At 45.1% G+C, this 17,179-nt stretch carries 9 protein-coding genes; 3 read left to right on the top strand and 6 right to left on the bottom strand.

The genetic code is table 11. The annotated features are described in order from the left end of the window. Positions 1 to 4: 4 nt before the first annotated feature. The 6 genes from QUB51_RS01425 to QUB51_RS01400 form a co-directional block, all read right to left on the bottom strand. A complete protein-coding gene (locus QUB51_RS01425; protein WP_333259501.1) occupies positions 5 to 3,712 on the bottom strand; it encodes a PAS domain S-box protein in 3,708 nt (1,235 codons plus the stop codon). Between the two features lie 90 nt (positions 3,713 to 3,802). Next, positions 3,803 to 6,589 (bottom strand): adenylate/guanylate cyclase domain-containing protein, encoded by a 2,787-nt coding sequence (locus QUB51_RS01420; RefSeq protein ID WP_333054324.1) that lies wholly within the window; start codon positions 6,587 to 6,589, stop codon positions 3,803 to 3,805. A 57-nt stretch (positions 6,590 to 6,646) separates the two neighbouring features. Beyond that, positions 6,647 to 8,203, bottom strand: coding sequence for a PAS domain-containing sensor histidine kinase (locus QUB51_RS01415; RefSeq protein WP_333232921.1), 1,557 nt, complete (start codon positions 8,201 to 8,203; stop codon positions 6,647 to 6,649). Then, positions 8,200 to 8,736 carry a Rab family GTPase gene (locus QUB51_RS01410; protein ID WP_333054326.1) on the bottom strand — a complete coding sequence of 179 codons (537 nt, stop codon included), beginning with the start codon at positions 8,734 to 8,736 and terminating at the stop codon, positions 8,200 to 8,202. The genes QUB51_RS01415 and QUB51_RS01410 overlap by 4 nt, the downstream gene beginning before the upstream one ends. 2 nt (positions 8,737 to 8,738) lie before the next feature. Then, complete coding sequence (locus tag QUB51_RS01405; RefSeq protein ID WP_333259505.1) at positions 8,739 to 11,456, bottom strand: OmpA family protein; 2,718 nt, start codon at positions 11,454 to 11,456, stop codon at positions 8,739 to 8,741. Between the two features lie 6 nt (positions 11,457 to 11,462). Then, complete coding sequence (locus QUB51_RS01400; protein WP_333054328.1) at positions 11,463 to 12,071, bottom strand: hypothetical protein; 609 nt, start codon at positions 12,069 to 12,071, stop codon at positions 11,463 to 11,465. 1,258 nt (positions 12,072 to 13,329) lie between these two features. On the opposite strand from QUB51_RS01400, the gene alaS reads away from it, so the two are divergent. From alaS to QUB51_RS01385, 3 genes are all read left to right on the top strand, one after another. Continuing rightward, a complete protein-coding gene (alaS, locus tag QUB51_RS01395) occupies positions 13,330 to 15,984 on the top strand; it encodes an alanine--tRNA ligase (protein ID WP_333259508.1) in 2,655 nt (884 codons plus the stop codon). Positions 15,985 to 16,267: 283 nt separating this feature from the next. Further along, positions 16,268 to 16,579, top strand: coding sequence for a hypothetical protein (locus QUB51_RS01390; protein WP_333259511.1), 312 nt, complete (start codon positions 16,268 to 16,270; stop codon positions 16,577 to 16,579). Continuing rightward, positions 16,572 to 17,179, top strand: a 608-nt coding sequence (locus QUB51_RS01385; protein WP_333259515.1) for a tetratricopeptide repeat protein, incomplete at its 3' end; no start/stop codon positions are given. The genes QUB51_RS01390 and QUB51_RS01385, both read left to right, overlap by 8 nt.

Here is a 17,179-nt window from a genome sequence, read left to right as displayed (position 1 = left end):
ATTGTTACAATCTTTGAAAGTAGTTTAACTCGTTAAATTTTAAGTGAAAGGATGTACCAACTTCTCTGGATATTTCGATTGTTCCTTCTAACTGCTCGGTTAAAGTGCAGACAACTTGAAACCCCATCGAGTGAGTTTTCCGAAAATCTAAGTTTTGAGGAAAGCCAATGCCGTTGTCCTTAACTAAAAGGTTGATTTCTCGATCGCCCGTTTGATAGCATTCTACACTAACTGTACCTGTTGTGCCATCAGGAAAAGCGTGTTTCAGCGTATTTGAAACCAATTCATTGGCAATTAAACCGCAGGGAGTAGCAGTTTCAAGATTTAGGGATATTGGCTCAGCTAATACCTGCAACTGAATTCGGTTGTTGCTAATATTGTAAGAGTGAAACAAGTTACTTACCAAGTCTTCGAGATATTCGCCAAAATTAATTTGCGCTAGGTTAGTCGAACGGTACAGTTTTTCGTGAATCAGAGCCATAGAATAAAGGCGATTCTGACTTTCTTCAAACATTTTGCTGACTTGGGGGTCGGCAACTGTGTTCGATTGCAATTCTAACAGACTGGCAACTACACAGAGGTTGTTTTTGACGCGGTGGTGAATTTCTTTGAGCAAAATTTCTTTTTCTCTGAGGGAGTTTTTCAAATTTGCTTCTGCTTGTTTGCGATCGCTCAGTTCAGCTTGCAGTTGCTGGTAAAGTAGAGATTGCTGAATCGCGATCGCCAATTGATTTACCAACTGCTGAAATAAATTGATTTCCGATTCTTGCCACTCACGAGGGCGATCGCATTGGTGGGCTATTAGCAATCCCCAAATTTGGCTGTGCTGAATAATCGGCACTACTAACTTGGCCCTAACTTGAATCTGTTTCATAAACTGGGCCATACAAGGTGTAAGGGAGGGATCATCTAGTTGGGAGATCGCACAAATTCGCCCTTGCAAATAAAGCTGAGAACTTTGGGCCGGAAAAACCTCTTCGCCAAAACATTTATCCACCAGTTGGCTGCATCCTTCTGCAACGGCTTCAGCAATGACTCGCCCGCCATTTTCGGGTAAAAGTTGATAAACCAAAACTCGATCGGCTAATAATACTTGCTGGAGTTCGGCAACGGTAGTGTTGAGAATTTCCTCTAATTGCAAAGACTGGCGCACACGACGGGCGATCGCCTCCACAAGCCTTTCTTGCTCGAACTGCTGCCCCCTAGCGAGTTCGGCATATTTAGAATTGCTGATATCCGCGGCATAACCAATAATTTCGATCGGAACACCTCTGCTATCAACCAATAGTTTGAGTTCCGTCCTTAGCCAGCGGTAACTTCCGTCTTGGTGTAGAAAACGATACTCGCAAATGCAATTTTTTTCCTCAGACAAATCCGAAAAATTTACTAAAAATTGTGGCCGATCTTCAGGATGAATCCGGCTCGACCAAAATTTACAATCTGCTAACAATTCTTGGGGGTCGTAGCCAACGATTGTCTGAACGTTGTCGCTGATGTAAGTAGTACAAAAGTCCCCCATCGGTGCGGCTGTAAAAATTACCGCCGGATTAGAACCCAGTAAAAATTGCAGGCGTTCTTTTAACTGCTGAAATTCCATTTCTGCTCGCTTACGATAACTGATATCTTCGATCGCCCCCATGCTGTAGAGAGGAATGCCCTCGCGATCGCGGATCAGCGTCACCGTCAAGTTTGCCCACATCAGCTCGCCATTCTTCTTAATCAAGCGTTTTTCCCTTTGGAAGCGAGAAATCTTGCCACAGATCAACTGCTTGACTTCCTCTACATCTGCGTGTAAATCTTCTGGATGCGTGAGTTCACTAAAAGTCGTGCTAGCCAACTCCGAATCGCTGTAGCCCAACATCTGGCGGTGAGCTTCATTCACTTTGATCGTGCGGAAGTCGCGCACGCTTGCCAAACCAAGCGCGATCGGAGCATCGTCAAATAAGTTGCGAAACTTTTCCTCGCTCTTTTGCAGTGCAGCTTCTGCGTGTTTGCGAGCGGTAATGTCTCGGGCTACCCACATCACCCGATCGAGCTCCAGGGGCGAAATACTGGCATCAAACCAAAATAACTTGCAGCCAATTTCCATGCTGTATTCAACTCTGTGGGTTTGCCCAGATGCCAATGTTTGGCGAATGTGGGCTAGGGCAAAATTAGCTTCCGCTTCTGGGAAGATTTCGGCGAGGGTTTTCCCCAGCACTTCAGGAGCCGGTTTATACAGCAGTTCGGGAGCCGTGGGGGCGATTTTGAGGTAGCGGCCGCTTGCGTCGAAAACCAGGACGATATCCGTCATGGCGTTAAACAGCGCCAGCAGTTCGGCTTCGGAGTTTTGGAGTTTTTCTTCGGTCAATTTGCGATCGGTAATGTCAGTGTCAGTGCCAGTCAGGCGGAAAGCCCTGCCAGAAGCCGATCGAATCGCGCTGCCGCGGGCTAGTATCCAGCAGGTGCTGCCGTCTTTACGCACCATCCGGTGTTCTACTTCATAAATTTCTGTCAAACCTTCTAAATAAGCATTTACTGCTTGGGCGACGGCAACTCGATCGTCGGGATGAACGTGAGATGCCCAATTTTCCATGCGGTTAGGAATCTCTGTGTCTTGATAGCCCAACAAAGCTTTCAAAGAGGGAGCAATGTAGATTTCATCGGTTTGCAAATTCCAGTCCCAAACCCCCACTTTGCCGGCCGATACTGCCAGTTCGTACCATTGTGTCCGCTGCTGCACTCTCAGTTCTAACTCTGCATTGAGCTGCTGCAAAGCGATTTCTGCTTGTTTGCGATCCGTGACATCCCTGCCTGCAGCTTGATACTCGACGATTTGTCCGCTCTCGTCAAATATAGCCCGATCGATCCACTGGTGCCAGCGAATTTCCCCGCTCGGCAAAATTACTTGGTGCTCGCAGGTAAAAATAGGGTTGTCGGGAGACACAGAAGTATATTGCTGTTGAAAAAATTCTCGGTCTGCTTCTGGCAGCAGCGACATGAAGCATTTGCCTAGTAAGTCGATCGGCTGCACGCCGAAATAACGGCAATAAGCTTGATTGACAAAAGTTATTTTACCGTCTGGGAGGTAGCTGCAAATCAGTTCGGTTTGGTCTTCCACAATCGCCAGGTAGCGCGCCTCGCTCTGCCGCAGGGTATTTTCGGCATTTTGGCGATCGCTGACTTTTTCTAGTTCACAATTGCCCTCTAACAGTTCGCATTGTTCCTGGAGTTTTGCCACTTCTTGGTGCAGTGCCTCGCTCCAGCTATACATTGCTGGACGAATACTTTTTTCACTGATTAAACCTACTGGCTGACCCAGTTCATCTACAATTGGCAAGCAATCAATCGAGTATTGACAAAATAGCTTGAATGCGGTAGTAATATCTGTAAATTCTGATTCTTTTAAAACAATTAAATTCCGCGTCATTGCGTCGGCAACTTTCATGCCTTGCCATCCATATTCGGTCGCAGCTAAGTTGAGCACATCTTCCGGGCTTAGCAGTCCGACTAGCTGATTTTTATCGACAACTAAGACGCAACTAATAAATGCTTTTACAGTTTCGTTTGAGTCGGGAAATGCAGGTGAATTAGGCAGTGGGCAATGGTTGTTCGTCCGACGCATCAGGGCGATCGCCTCTGGGAGCGAAGTTGAGGGCCCAACCATCACAGGATGGCGATCGACAGCTTCGTCGGGCGATCGTAAATTGACCGACAAATTAGCAAGTTCCATTAGTCTTGGTGAAAAAGTATTGTTAATTAACTTTAGCAACACTTGTAGTCATCAGCCAGATGACTGATGACTGATGACCGATGACCTGCCTTATATTCGGCCAAGGAGCAGATAAGTTTTCATTGCCCCTTTGCCCTTAACTTCAATAGTTCCCCGCTCCTGAAATACATATTTGTGTTCCAATAACTTATAAGTAGTTTCGCTCACTTGAATCCGCCAAGGCAAACCGTGAGATTCCATGCGGGAAGCAATATTTACTGTGTCGCCCCACAAATCGTAAATAAACTTTTTTATGCCAATTACTCCAGCCACAACCGGGCCGCTGTGAATGCCGATGCGGATGCTAAAATATTTATTATGGCTAGCATTAAATCGGGCTATTTCTGCTTGCATATCTAGCGCCATTTGGGCGATCGCCTCTGCGTGGTCTGCCCTGGGTTCAGGGAGCCCTCCAACCGCCATGTATGCGTCGCCGATGGTCTTGATTTTCTCTAACCCATGCCGTTCGCACAAAAGGTCAAATCCTGAAAAAATCTGATTCAGAAGATCCACCAGTTCGATCGGATTCATGACGGCAGACAAAGCAGTAAACCCCACAATGTCAGCGAACAAAACAGTCACTTCTGGAAAGTATTCGGCAATAGTAGTTTCGTTTTGCTTGAGGCGTTCTGCTATTGCCTTGGGCAAGATATTTAACAGCAGCTTTTCTGATTTTTCTTGTTCTTCCCGCAGGGCATCTTCTGCTTGCTTGCGTTCCGTAATGTCATGGTAACTCCAGACTCGGCCGATAATTTTATCTCCCAACCGCTGCGGTTGCGAATAGCGTTCAAAAAATCTGCCGTCCTGAAATTCCAACAAGTCGTAACTTTCGGCTTCTGGCTGATCGTAAAGCGATTCTATTCTCTCTTGAAATGTTTGGGCGTCTTTGAGTTGATTCAGGAAAAAGGCGATCGTTGTGGCGTCATTTCGGAGTGCCATCACTTCGTTAGGTAGGCCCCACATTTCCACAAATTCTCGATTGAAAGTGACTATTTTTCCGCTCCTGTCAGTAGCTAAAATACCGTCAGCAGTAGAATCAAAAGTTGCTTGCAGCAGGGATACAGATTTTGCTAGGGCGTCTTCGGCCATTTTTCGAGCAGTAATGTCTCGCAAAATAGCGCGAATCGCTACTAGCGAACCTTCCGCAAATTTACAGCTTATGCTGCCTTCTAGCAAAATTTGTTCGTGATTTTTAGTAATAAATATTGTTTGAATAGAGTCAGGATACAATGTATTTTCATTGACCGTTTTTTTGGTAATAGCTTTATAGAATATATCCAGAGACTCAGGCGAGCTGTTCGGATGAATGATATCAAAAACAGTCATTTGAGCAATTTCTGCTTCGGTGTAGCCCAGAGTTTCCCGCCAAGCCCGATTTACATACAAAAAATGACCGTCCGCTCCTATACTTTGAATTAAGTCAGTAGCATTTTCAAATAAGTCTCGCAGTTGTTCTTCGCTTTCCCGCAAAGCTATTTCAGCTTGCTTGCGCTTAATGAATTGACCAATTTGGCTACCGATTGTTGCCATGGTTTGGAGCAATTCTTCATCAAAACACTGCACTTCCCTGCTGAATAAAATCATCACGCCCAAAACAGACCGGGCCGATTGTTCCGCCTCGTAGCCACCCAAAATTGGGAAACCAAAAGCTCCGTGCAGCCCTTCTTCAGCAGCGATTTCTCGGCGCAGACAACTGTCACTTTTTGTGACATCTGCAATCCACTGAGCTGAACCGCTAGCCCAAACGAAACCGGGCAATCCTTCGCCAAATGCACAGGTCATTTGTTCGGTAAATTCTGCAAATTTGGGGATCGAAAGTGAGCGTTTTGTCCAACTGGCGACACAGCGAAGCAAATTGGGAGCGGAAACCGCAGTTATTCTCTTAGTTTCTGACAGCAGTTTTTCCCCGGATTCTGGCATCCAAAGTTCGACGGTATCCCATCCCAAGCTGTCGCAAATTACAGGGAGAATTGCTGCTATAGCTTTTTTGATTGTTTCGGATGCCGACAGGATGCGAGTAGCGATGTACTGAGTTATTTGTCGCTTGCGGGCGCGCTGTTTATCTGTGACATCGCGGCCGATGTACACGAAATCTTGAAGGGTGGGCAAAGAACTAGAAATGCCTTGAATGTCAGTCGAAATAGCCGTACAGGAAAACGAAACTGTTAGTTTTTCTCCGGTTTTTGCCGTGCAAATTACTTCGGCATTAGTTTGCGATTGTTGAGGCTCATCTGGGCTAACTGCTTGCAAAGAGGAGCCAAAAGCAGCAAGAGCGTCTATTTGCTGGCCTACTAATTCTGATTCGCTGTAACCGAACAAATCTTGAGCCGCTTGATTGACTTTTTTAATCTTTCCCGATGCTGTTGTTACCAATAAAACTTCGGCCATTGAAGTAATAATTTTTTCAACATAATTATTAGTAGCGGCTAAGGTACTCAATAAAATATCCATTTCATTGGTAGCTTGCACTAGAGTTTGTTCTAAAGCCATCCTGTCGCTTACGTCTTGAAAAAATATAATTAATCTCTGATAATTTTCGTCATTGCTAAACTCCACGATATACATATCAAAATAAAGCCGCGAACCATTTTCTAATAGTCGCGTCATCGCTTTTAATTCAAAATTTGGCAAACGTTTTTCAAAAATATCGATTAAAATTTCTTCAGTTCCCACTAATTCGGGAAAGGGAATGCGAACATCGTTGCCGGCGACTACTTCCTCGGGACAGTCGGCAAACTGCTGCACTTGTAGAGAGATTTCTTGGATAAAAAAGTTTTTATCCAGTGCTAGGTACTCCAAGTGGTGGGGAACTAACAGTTTTTTTAACAAGGTTTTCATGTGAGATTTTTCTTATTGAATGCGCCCTAGGGATTGAATTATCTAAAATCAATCTATTTATCTCTGTTTATTAAATGGAATTCTGACTAAAAAGGTAGTGCCTAGCCCTATCTCGCTGGAAAACTCGATTTGACCTCCATGCAAATCTACACACTGCTTGACTATGGATAAACCCAGTCCTGTACCGGGTATTTTTTCGACATTTTTGGCTCGATAATAAGATTCAAAGAGTTGTTCTTGGTCTTCGAGAGGAATGCCAATGCCTGCGTCTTTAATTTTAAATGTGGCTTCTTCATTATTCTGACAATTTAATTCAAAATAAATATTGCTGTCGAGGGGCGAATATTTGACTGCATTTGACAGCAAATTTGTCAAGATGTGTCGCAGCAATTTGGGATCTAGTGCGGGCAACTGTTCCGTTTCCTGTAAGTTGGTATCATCTTTTTTCGCTGGCGTAACTAATTCTTGATAAATAAAGTTAATTGTATGATTTTTCCCATAACTAATTTTAATGAATTCTACTAACTCGCTGCAAAATTTTTTTAAGTCAACTGGTGCGGGATAGAATTCGAGTTTTCCTGCTTCGGCGCTGCTGAGCAACCGCACGTCATCTAATAGCTGAGCCATTTGTTGAGATGCTGATTTAACGTGTTGCAGGTATTGTTGTTTTTCCGCGTGGGTGATATCGTCGCCGTAGTCTTGGAGGATTTTAGTAGCAAATAATACTGTACTTAAAGGATTGCCAAATTCGTGAGCAATCATCGAGAAAAAACGAGATTTTACCTGTCTGAGTTCTTGCTCTTTTGCCAAAGAGCGGCGAATTTCTATTTCTTGTTGTTTGCGTTCTGTGATGTCCCTACCTATATAAATGAAATCGTAAAGTCCCTCTAATTCTGTCTGAACTGCCGAACAGGAAAATTCTACCCAAATTTTTTCTCCTGCTTTAGTAGTGCAGACTATTTCTAGTTCTCTACGTAGCTCTTTTTGAGACAAAATATATCGGTGGCGAGCTTGGTAAATTAATGTTTCTTCGACTACTATTATGGACAGGGGGTTGCCGATTAATTCTGCTTCGTTATACCCAAATAACCATTGGGCAGATTGATTGATTTTTTTGATATTTCCTAATGTTGTTGTCACCAACAAAGCATCACCCATCGAACGAATAACTTTATCTATATAATCTTTAGAAGCGGCTAAGGCACTAACCAAAAGATTAGCTTCATTCGCCCTCTGAATCAACGATTGCTTCATGACCATCTTTTCGGTGGTATCTTCAATCAAAATTAGCAATTTACTTGGGACATCTTCTTGTTCTTCTTCATATTTGATAGCCAACATATCAAAGTATAAAGGGCGGTTTGGGTCGGCAAACCGAGCGATACCTTTGACTTCAAAACCGGGCAGCCGTCCCATAATGATGGACATGAGGATATTTTCAATGCCAATCAGTTCGGGAAAACTCAGGCGAGCATCTGCACCGGGTATAGCCTGGTCCGGAATATCAGCATAATGCTGCACTTCGGCGGAGGTTTCCTGAATGATGAAATGGTGATTTACTAGAAAATACTGTGTTTGTCGCGGGCCTAACAGCTTTCTTAACAGGAGGTTCATACTTGTTCTACCATTGTGTAAGCTAGTTTGTAGAAAATTTCGTCAACGTCTTTGCCTGTTTTAGCAGATGTTGTGTAAACTCCTATTACTTTGTCTTGACTTATCGAATGGGACATTTCCACTAGCAGCGCCAATTTTTCCTCGTCAATCAAGTCTACTTTGTTCAAAGCGACGATAATTGACCCTTTAGGATTGACTGAAGAAAAAAGCTGAATGTGTTCGGAGATTCGCTCAACTGTTTCGGAGCGGCTGACATCGGCAACGATTAAAACGCCGCTAGCTCCCTGCAAGTAAGTCGGTGCTATTCCTTTGAATTTTGTATGCCCTTCTAAGTCCCAAATCAGCAACTTTGCAGTGACGTTTTCCCGCTGTTTTATCCCTTCTAATTCTACGATTTTGCTGGAAATTTTTACTCCTACTGTGGAGAGGTATTGGTCGCTGAATTGCCGATCGACAAAACGGCGGATTAGGCTAGTTTTACCCACGCCGAAATCCCCAATCATGCACATTTTTTTAGATATAGTAACTGACATAATTAGTTGCTGTTTATGGTCTTAGTTATTGGTTCAAATAGCACACATCTGCTTAAAAGTAGCGGTTGATTGGGTTCCAAGCCGGAAGGAGGATGTGGGCTGCCAATCGCGACAAGGCGCTTGGGGTCAGCACCTTGCCGCACTAAAGCCTCTTGCACTGCTGTGGCACGCTGGAGTGACAACCGTTGATTTGTGGCAAGTTCCCCAGTTCGATCGCTGTGCCCAATTATCTTAATATGTTTTTGAGGATATTGATCCATGAAATTTTTGACACTGGCGATGATTTCTCCGTATGTAGGGTCTAATTTTGCCGTTCCTGGCTGGAAGTAAATGCGGCTTGTAATTTTCAGCGGCTCTAATTTAATTGTGCTAATCACCGATTGAACACCGGGAATTTGCTTCAGGGACTGAGCTATTTTCTGTGCGTCTGCACCATCTCTAACGCTACCCTCTACTGTCACTTTACGATCGCCATACCGCGTAGAAATAGAAAGGCCCTCTTTCTGATTCAAAACTGCGGTAATCCGCTGTACCTCAGCCGCCGTCAAAACTGGATCTGGGGGGACATCTACAGCTAGAATTCTATTATCTAATTGCAATTTCGGTGCAGTTGATGCGGCTATTTTTGCAGCTTGTGCCCGCAATTCTTGATTTGGCAACTTTCCGGTTAGCTTTAAAGTTTTGCCATCAACTGTAACATCTAAGCGGTAAACTGCTAATTGGGGAGTGGATGCTAAAGCTGCGATGGCATTTGCTTCGAGGCGACGGTAAATGTTGCTGCGATACTGAGAAATTCCCCAAGGTACTAAGATTAAGCTCAGGGCGGCTAAACTGATAGCCGCTAGGGCGATCGGGGGTTTTGTTGATTTTTCCCTTTGCAGCGGGTCGAATAAACTTTTTATACAGGGGTGCAGCGAATCCGGTATAGTACCGGGGTCGCCGTTAAACTCGTGAATTACTTTAGCATAATTAAGGATGAGATTACTAACTGTTTGCCGCAGTTTGTTGATGAAAGACTGTGGCGGTTCTCCTTTAATCACGACTGCCATGTAGCAATATCCCGCTACTTCGAGCATAATTTTTGAGTCGCCGTATTCAATTTGATTTAGTTCGGAAACTTCTCCGGGCTGCACGATGCACTCGTTAACAAAGCTGCGAATAGCGGTGAGCATTCCTGCTACCATTTCTGATTCTAACTGGTAGCTTTCTGAGTTTTGAAATTCGGAAATTATCAAGCCTGATGCTTTATGAATTAAGAATGCTGCTTGGACGGTAAAGGGTATTGATTCTTTGAGGATTAATTCGGCTTCGGAGACTCCTTGTACTTTGGATCTAATTTTGCGCTGAACTCCTTCAACGCTGAGGGCGTTTGACACTTTTTCATTGATTGTCTTGATAGCTTCTGCCATGTATCGGGAAATAGTATTGCCAATTACGGGATAGAGGGCATCCACCATTGCGTCGCGTTCGAGTTCAATTTGGGCTGTAATCGCTTTGCCCATTTCCGGGGCGAGGGCTTGAGCGATCGACTCTTGGTCAAGGCGAATTTGCTCTTTAATTGCCAGACCAATTTCTGGGGCGATCGCCTTAGCAATATCCGCTGGCGAATTAACTATTTGTTGAGCAAGTGCGTCGGGAAGCAGCTCAGCTATTGCCGCACTCATTGCCGACTTGTTTTCGACAGTTTTTGCCCTAATCACTTCGTCAATAATCGGCACGATCGCCTTAACAACTTCTTCCCTGGAATCGGCGACTTTGCGACTGAGAATTTCTGCGATCCAAGGTAACATCAACTCAATCAACTCTTGGGGATCGTAGATTTGGTGCTCCAATTTTCCTAATTTATCGTCGATTGTTGCCATCAGGTGGCGCACACCCGGCAAATCGTTTTCTGCCAGCAGATTTTTGACTTGCTCGATATCTGATATTTTTGAGCCAAAAATCAGATTTTGCAGCGTTTCCATCGCGCTGTCTGCTTCATTTAAATCCTGTTTAATTTGACCTAATATTTCTGCTGGCTGCGATCTCGTTGTCGGCTGTTCTACCAAGTTTGGCATCGATTGAAGCGAAGAAGCAACCACCGGATCTAAATATGCAGTTGATGGTGGATCTGAGACTTTGGAAAATATGGGATTATGGGAAATTTCCGAGGATTTTGACTCGGAATCGGTTGCGGAAACATCTTGTTGCGGATGGAACCCCTGGGATTTTTGAGCCTCTACGTAATGTAGAGAATCTTTTATTGTCAAGTTAGACAATGCTTCGACAGGCTGTGATTCCTCCTCCAAATCCGGCTGGGCGATCGCGGAAACATCTATAGTTTTAGCTGAGGAATAGTCTTTTTCCAGTTCTGAAGTGTTGAGTTTTTGAGTAGCGAATAGCAAACTTTTGAACTCATCTTTAACATCCCACGAATCGCCAGACTCCGGTTGGTGAGATCCAGTTTCGGGTACACTCGCTGCAACTTCCTCTGGCGCTTGCTCAGAAATACCCAACAAATCCATCAACCCGCCGAGGGCCCCAGCTTGATTATTTTTGTCGCTGCTGTCATCTTCGGGCTCTGCATTTTGCTGGTTGGAGCCTGCAATAATTTTGAGATCGACTAACAGATTCAGCAAGGGTTCTAGCTGGGTTGCTGCATGGGAAGCAGACTCGTCAGGTTGAGAAACAAAACCCTCTAACTCATTTTCGTCAGCCGGATTTTCTTTCGGTAAAGCCATGCGTTATTATCCGTTATGGTGGCGCTCCGGCAACAGAAACTCGGTATTTAACTTATTATCCGCAACGCCTTTAAGTTCGGGGACAAATTCTGTTCCTTTGAGCCTCATGCCGAGTTCAAACAGAATTTCTGCCATGTCGTCTCTAGAAACTTTAACATCTCTGAGCATAGAAAAGCGACGATCGAGTTCTTCAAAAACCTGTGTTTTCAAAGTGCGGGTTTCTTCAGATAGTCGCTCTCTGGTTTGGGAGAGTTCGTCACGCAGCGAACTGGTTTGATTGTCTATAGCCTCGTCGAGGGCTTCCATGCTGCTGGAGAATTTGCGGTTAATGCGATCGACTTGCTGGCGGATGTCTGCGCTTTCTTCTTGGGTGTTTGAGGTGAGCGATTTAACTTTCTTTTCTAGCGAATCAACTGCAGCCCTCATTTCTCCTGAAAGAACTGTTTTTACTTGTTCGATGCGAGTTTGCATATCTTGCTGCATCATCGACAAGTCGGAATCTATTTTATCGAAGCGATTATCGTATTCTCTAAGCTGCGCTCCGAAAATTATATCGCGAATCTGGTCGATATTTCCCAGCCGTTCGCGCATTTCTTCTTTAGTTATTTCGGCCATAATACCTGGAATCTCCGGAGATGGTGAGTTTAAGAACTGTGCTAGTGATTTACTACCGTTGTTGGTGGCACTAGCTTTTTTGAGTGGGCGGGCTTTTATTGTTTGAACTCTCACCCCTGCGTCGGGGATGGGATTTTTTAGAGTCTTGACTCTAAATATCCTGAGATTCAAATTTTTGAGCCTGGTCTTGTCACCAAAAATGGCGGTTGGCTATCCTTGGCTTGCAGCAAGCTCATAGAAGCGTTGATTTTGCTGCTATACAGCACAGCGGGTAGGTTTTAATGTCTTGACTGACATCCTCAATCATATCCCATCTTGACAGTGCCTCATACGACAGCGGTGGAGTCCCGGCAAAAAGCAGGCGGGCGCGCTCCACGTGCCATTATATATAATATATAACTCAAAACCTGCACCGATCGATCGCCGATCGGCTCGGAGGGATGCTGCCTTTGAGCAGAAAGCACTTAGGAGCGCGAATTAAATAATTTACACAAGTTTTTGGGGAGTAGGGGTTGGGCTTATAGCCCGCCCTTTCTGGACGGGCGGGACGCCCATCCCACAAGAACCATCACGCATTGTAAGTTATTTAATTCTCATTCCTTATAAAGTCGAACTCGGCCGAGCTCTCCCCCTCGAATCCTCTTCTCCTGCGATCGCCCTATAAAAATTCATAGGGCCCGATCGACAGCGATCGGACCCAATAATATGAGAGCTTTGTTTTTTCTAACAAACGAGATGTGTTTCCGGTGGAGAACTTTTACTTACTAGGGTTTACAACTTGTGCAGCTTTACTGTTAATCCGCAACTACAACTACGTCTGACTCGACTGCGGTTTGGCTTGACTGCTCGATCGGCAGTTCGCCACTATTTCAAGTTGTGTTCGGTTAATTTCTGCTGCGCCTGGGAATCTAGACCGGAGACACCATGTCTATATCCTCGAACTTTCTTTCTAAATATAGCGACCTCCTTTCTCTTCCTGTCCCGGTGTCTATTATTAAGTTAGCATGAGCTTTCCGAGGAGTAAAGCACTATTTGCAAAACTTGATAGGTCTTTACATTACTAAGTATAATGATATGAATATCCAAATAGATGTAAGTTAGCACTCACGCACTCGCCCACAAAGAAACCGGGTTTTTTCACCGAGATTGAGGATTTTAAGCAAGTATTTTGGTTGAAAAACCCGGTTTCTGGACACCCGTGCAAAAGTCCTATAAATTCTATTGTTGCTACATCTTTACATTCTTAACAGTTCTTGTCATGACTATTTCTCCTAAGTTTCTCAGTGGTAGCCAAATCCGCCAAACATTCCTCGACTTTTATGCCCAGCGGGGACATAAGATATTGCCGAGTGCTTCTTTGGTGCCCGAAGATCCGACAGTGTTGCTGACGATCGCCGGAATGCTACAATTCAAGCCGATATTTCTCGGACAGCGCACCCCCGAATCACCGCGCGCCACGACTTCTCAAAAGTGCATCCGCACCAACGACATCGAAAACGTCGGCCGCACCGCCCGCCACCACACGTTTTTTGAGATGTTGGGTAACTTCAGTTTCGGGGATTATTTCAAGAAACAGGCGATCGCCTGGGCGTGGGAACTTTCCACGGAAGTTTTCGGTTTACCAGCGTCCAATTTGGTTGTTAGCGTTTTCCGAGAAGATGACGAAGCTTTTGCGATTTGGCGCGATGAAATTGGCATTCCGGGCGATCGGATTCAGCGCATGGGAGAAGATGACAATTTCTGGCAATCCGGCCCGACAGGCCCCTGCGGCCCGTGTTCGGAGATTTACTATGATTTCCACCCAGAAAGAGGCGACAATATTGACCTCGAAGATGATAGCAGGTTTATTGAATTCTACAACCTGGTTTTCATGCAGTACAATAAGGATGCAGAGGGCAATTTAACACCGCTGCAAAATCAAAATATTGATACTGGGTTGGGACTGGAACGGATGGCGCAAATCCTCCAGAAAGTCCCCAATAATTACGAAACAGATTTGATTTTTCCGATCATTCAATCGGCGGCAGAAATTGCCGGGATTGATTACCACAATAGCGATGAAAAAGTCAAGATTTCGCTGAAAGTAATTGGCGATCACATTCGGGCTGTGGTGCACATGATTGCGGACGAAATTCGCGCGTCGAATGTGGGTCGGGGTTACATTTTGCGCCGGTTAATTCGCCGGGTGGTCCGCCACGGGCGACTGATTGGAATTCAGGGCGAATTTACGGTGCGGGTAGCTGAAAGTGCGATCGCCCTTTCGGAAGCAGCTTATCCGAACGTGCGGCGGCGGGAAGCTCAAATTAAGGCGGAATTGGCAAGGGAAGAGGCGCAGTTTCTCAAGACTTTGGAACGCGGAGAGAAGCTGCTGGAGGAAATTGTCGATCGCACAAAACAGCAAGCAAACCAACAAATCAGCGGTCAAGATGCTTTCACTCTTTACGATACCTACGGTTTCCCCTTAGAACTGACTCAAGAAATTGCTGAGGAACAGGGAATTTCTGTGGATTTGGACGGCTTTGAAGCCGCGATGGAGGAACAGCAAACTCGCGCTAAAAATGCTCGCCAAACCATCGATTTAACCGTGCAGGGTTCTTTGGATAAGTTGGCTGAAACAATCCAAGGAACTGAGTTTGTCGGTTATGCTGAATTGTCGAGTTTAGCTGAGGTGGAAGTTATCTTAGTTGACGGCAAATCTGTCGAGGAAGCAGCCGCCGGTACTGAGGTACAAGTTGTTTTGAAGAAAACGCCATTTTATGCAGAATCCGGCGGACAAATTGGGGATAAAGGTTATTTGCAAAGCGGAGATAATGGTGATGGTTTGTTGGTGAGAGTTGATGATGTGAAGAAAGAGTCAGATTTTTTCGTGCATTTCGGCTTGGTGGAACGGGGAACCCTGAAAGTTGGCGACAGTATTACTGCGAAAATTGACAATAGCGGTCGCCGCCGAATTCAGGCCAACCACACAGCAACTCACTTATTACAATCAGCTTTGCGGAAAATTGTGGACGATTCGATTTCGCAAGCTGGTTCGCTGGTATCGTCAGAAAGATTGCGGTTTGATTTCAATTCTCCGCGCGCTGTCACAGCAGAAGAGTTGCAGAAAATTGAGGATTTAATTAATAGTTGGATTGCTGAGGCCCACGCTGCGGAAGTTGCGGAAATGCCGATCGCCCTTGCGAGAGAAAAAGGCGCGACTGCGATGTTTGGCGAGAAGTACGGCGACGTGGTGCGGGTTATCGATTTTCCCGGCGTTTCGATGGAATTGTGCGGCGGAACTCACGTCAGCAATACCGCAGAAATCGGGCTGTTTAAGATTGTTTCGGAAGCGGGGGTAGCGGCGGGAACTCGCAGGATTGAAGCGGTTTCCGGTCAAGCTGTTTTGGACTATTTGAATGTGCGGGATAAGGTGGTGCGCGATTTGGGCGATCGATTTAAGGCGAAACCTGAAGAATTGCCGAACCGGATTACTAATTTGCAGAATGAGTTGAAGGATACTCAGAAACATTTGGCTGCTGTGAAGTCGGAATTGGCGATCGCAAAATCCGACCAGTTGCTGAGTGCGGCGGAGGCGATCGGCGAATTCAAAATCATTGTAGCTCAATTGGGAGATGTGGATACAGAAGCGCTGAAAACTGCGGCGGAAAGATTGCAGCAAAAGTTAGGAAATGCTGCGGTTGTTTTGGCCTCAATTCCTGAACCGGATAAGGTAAGTTTGGTGGCAGCTTTTAGTCCTGAAGTCAATAAGAAAGGATTGCAAGCTGGCAAGTTTATCGGGGGAATTGCTCAAATTTGCGGCGGAAAAGGCGGCGGGCGGCCGAATTTGGCGCAAGCTGGGGGACGCGATGCGAGTAAGTTGCAGGAAGCGTTGGAAAGTGCCCGGAATTTGTTGCTTGAAGGGTTGGGTAATTAGGAAGAAACTCGGCCGTTGAGAAACCCGGCGGTTGAAACCGCGGCTACACAGACGAAACCCGCCTTCGCGGGTTGAAGATTCCACCCGGTGATTTTTAATCCCCGGATACCCTCTTCGTCCGCGTAGGCGGACATTGTTTGTGTAGCCGCGATTTCCAATCGCCGGGGGCCTCATAATCAATTAATCCCTAATCCATCCGTGTATCCGTGTCAAAATCCGTGTCGTGCCATACCTTGTTTTTGCCCCACAAAAAATGTACAATTATCCAAACATGGGTATTCCAATGAACGAAAAACAAATTTATCTCCCCCTAATCCAATCCCTCCTCAACTCCCAGGAAGACGAACAAATCGCCATCCTGCAAAACAATCTCGAACTAATCGACGATGGTTTTGCCCAATACTTGCGCGAGTGGGCAACTCAAACTCTCGCAAAAATGGAGTCAGAGGAAGCTATAAATATTATTATTCCTATTTTTAACTTCAGTAACTTAATTCAACAGTTTCCACTGGGTAGCAAAAGCAGCAATATGGAAATTGCCATTGCAGGCTATGAAGTGGGAATGCAAATTTTTAAGGGAGATACTTATGTCTAAATTTGGGAAAGTATTCAAATTTTTTTGGCAAATAGTCCTTGTATACTATAGCAGAATCAAGGGAGACAGGGCGGAGAATATCGAAAGAGAGATTGAGTTTTATGAAATTGCTTTAGAACTTCTTGTTTTTAACCCCGCTGCATTCCCGCAACGGGCGATGACTCAAAATAATTTAGGAGAAGCTTACCGTGACAGAATCAGGGAAGACAAAGCCGAGAATATCGAAAAGGCGATCGCCTGTTATGATTTGGCATTAGAAGTTTACACCCGCGCCGCTTTTCCCCAAGATTGGGCGATGACTCAAAATAATTTAGGAGAAGCTTACAGAAACAGAATCAGGGAAGACAAAGCCGAGAATATCGAAAGGGCGATCGCCTGTTATGAATTGGCATTAGAAGTTTACACCCGCGCCGATTTTCCCCAAGATTGGGCGATGACTCAAAATAATTTAGCAAATGCTTACAGTGACAGAATCAGGGAAGACAAAGCCGAGAATCTCGAAAAGGCGATCGCCTGTTATGATTTGGCATTAGAAGTTTACACCCGCGCCGATTTTCCCCAAGATTGGGCGATGACTCAAAATAATTTAGCAAATGCTTA

Source organism: Microcoleus sp. AT8-A3 (assembly GCF_036705675.1).
Classification (GTDB): domain Bacteria; phylum Cyanobacteriota; class Cyanobacteriia; order Cyanobacteriales; family Microcoleaceae; genus Microcoleus.
This window is presented reverse-complemented; position numbering and strand designations above follow the sequence as displayed.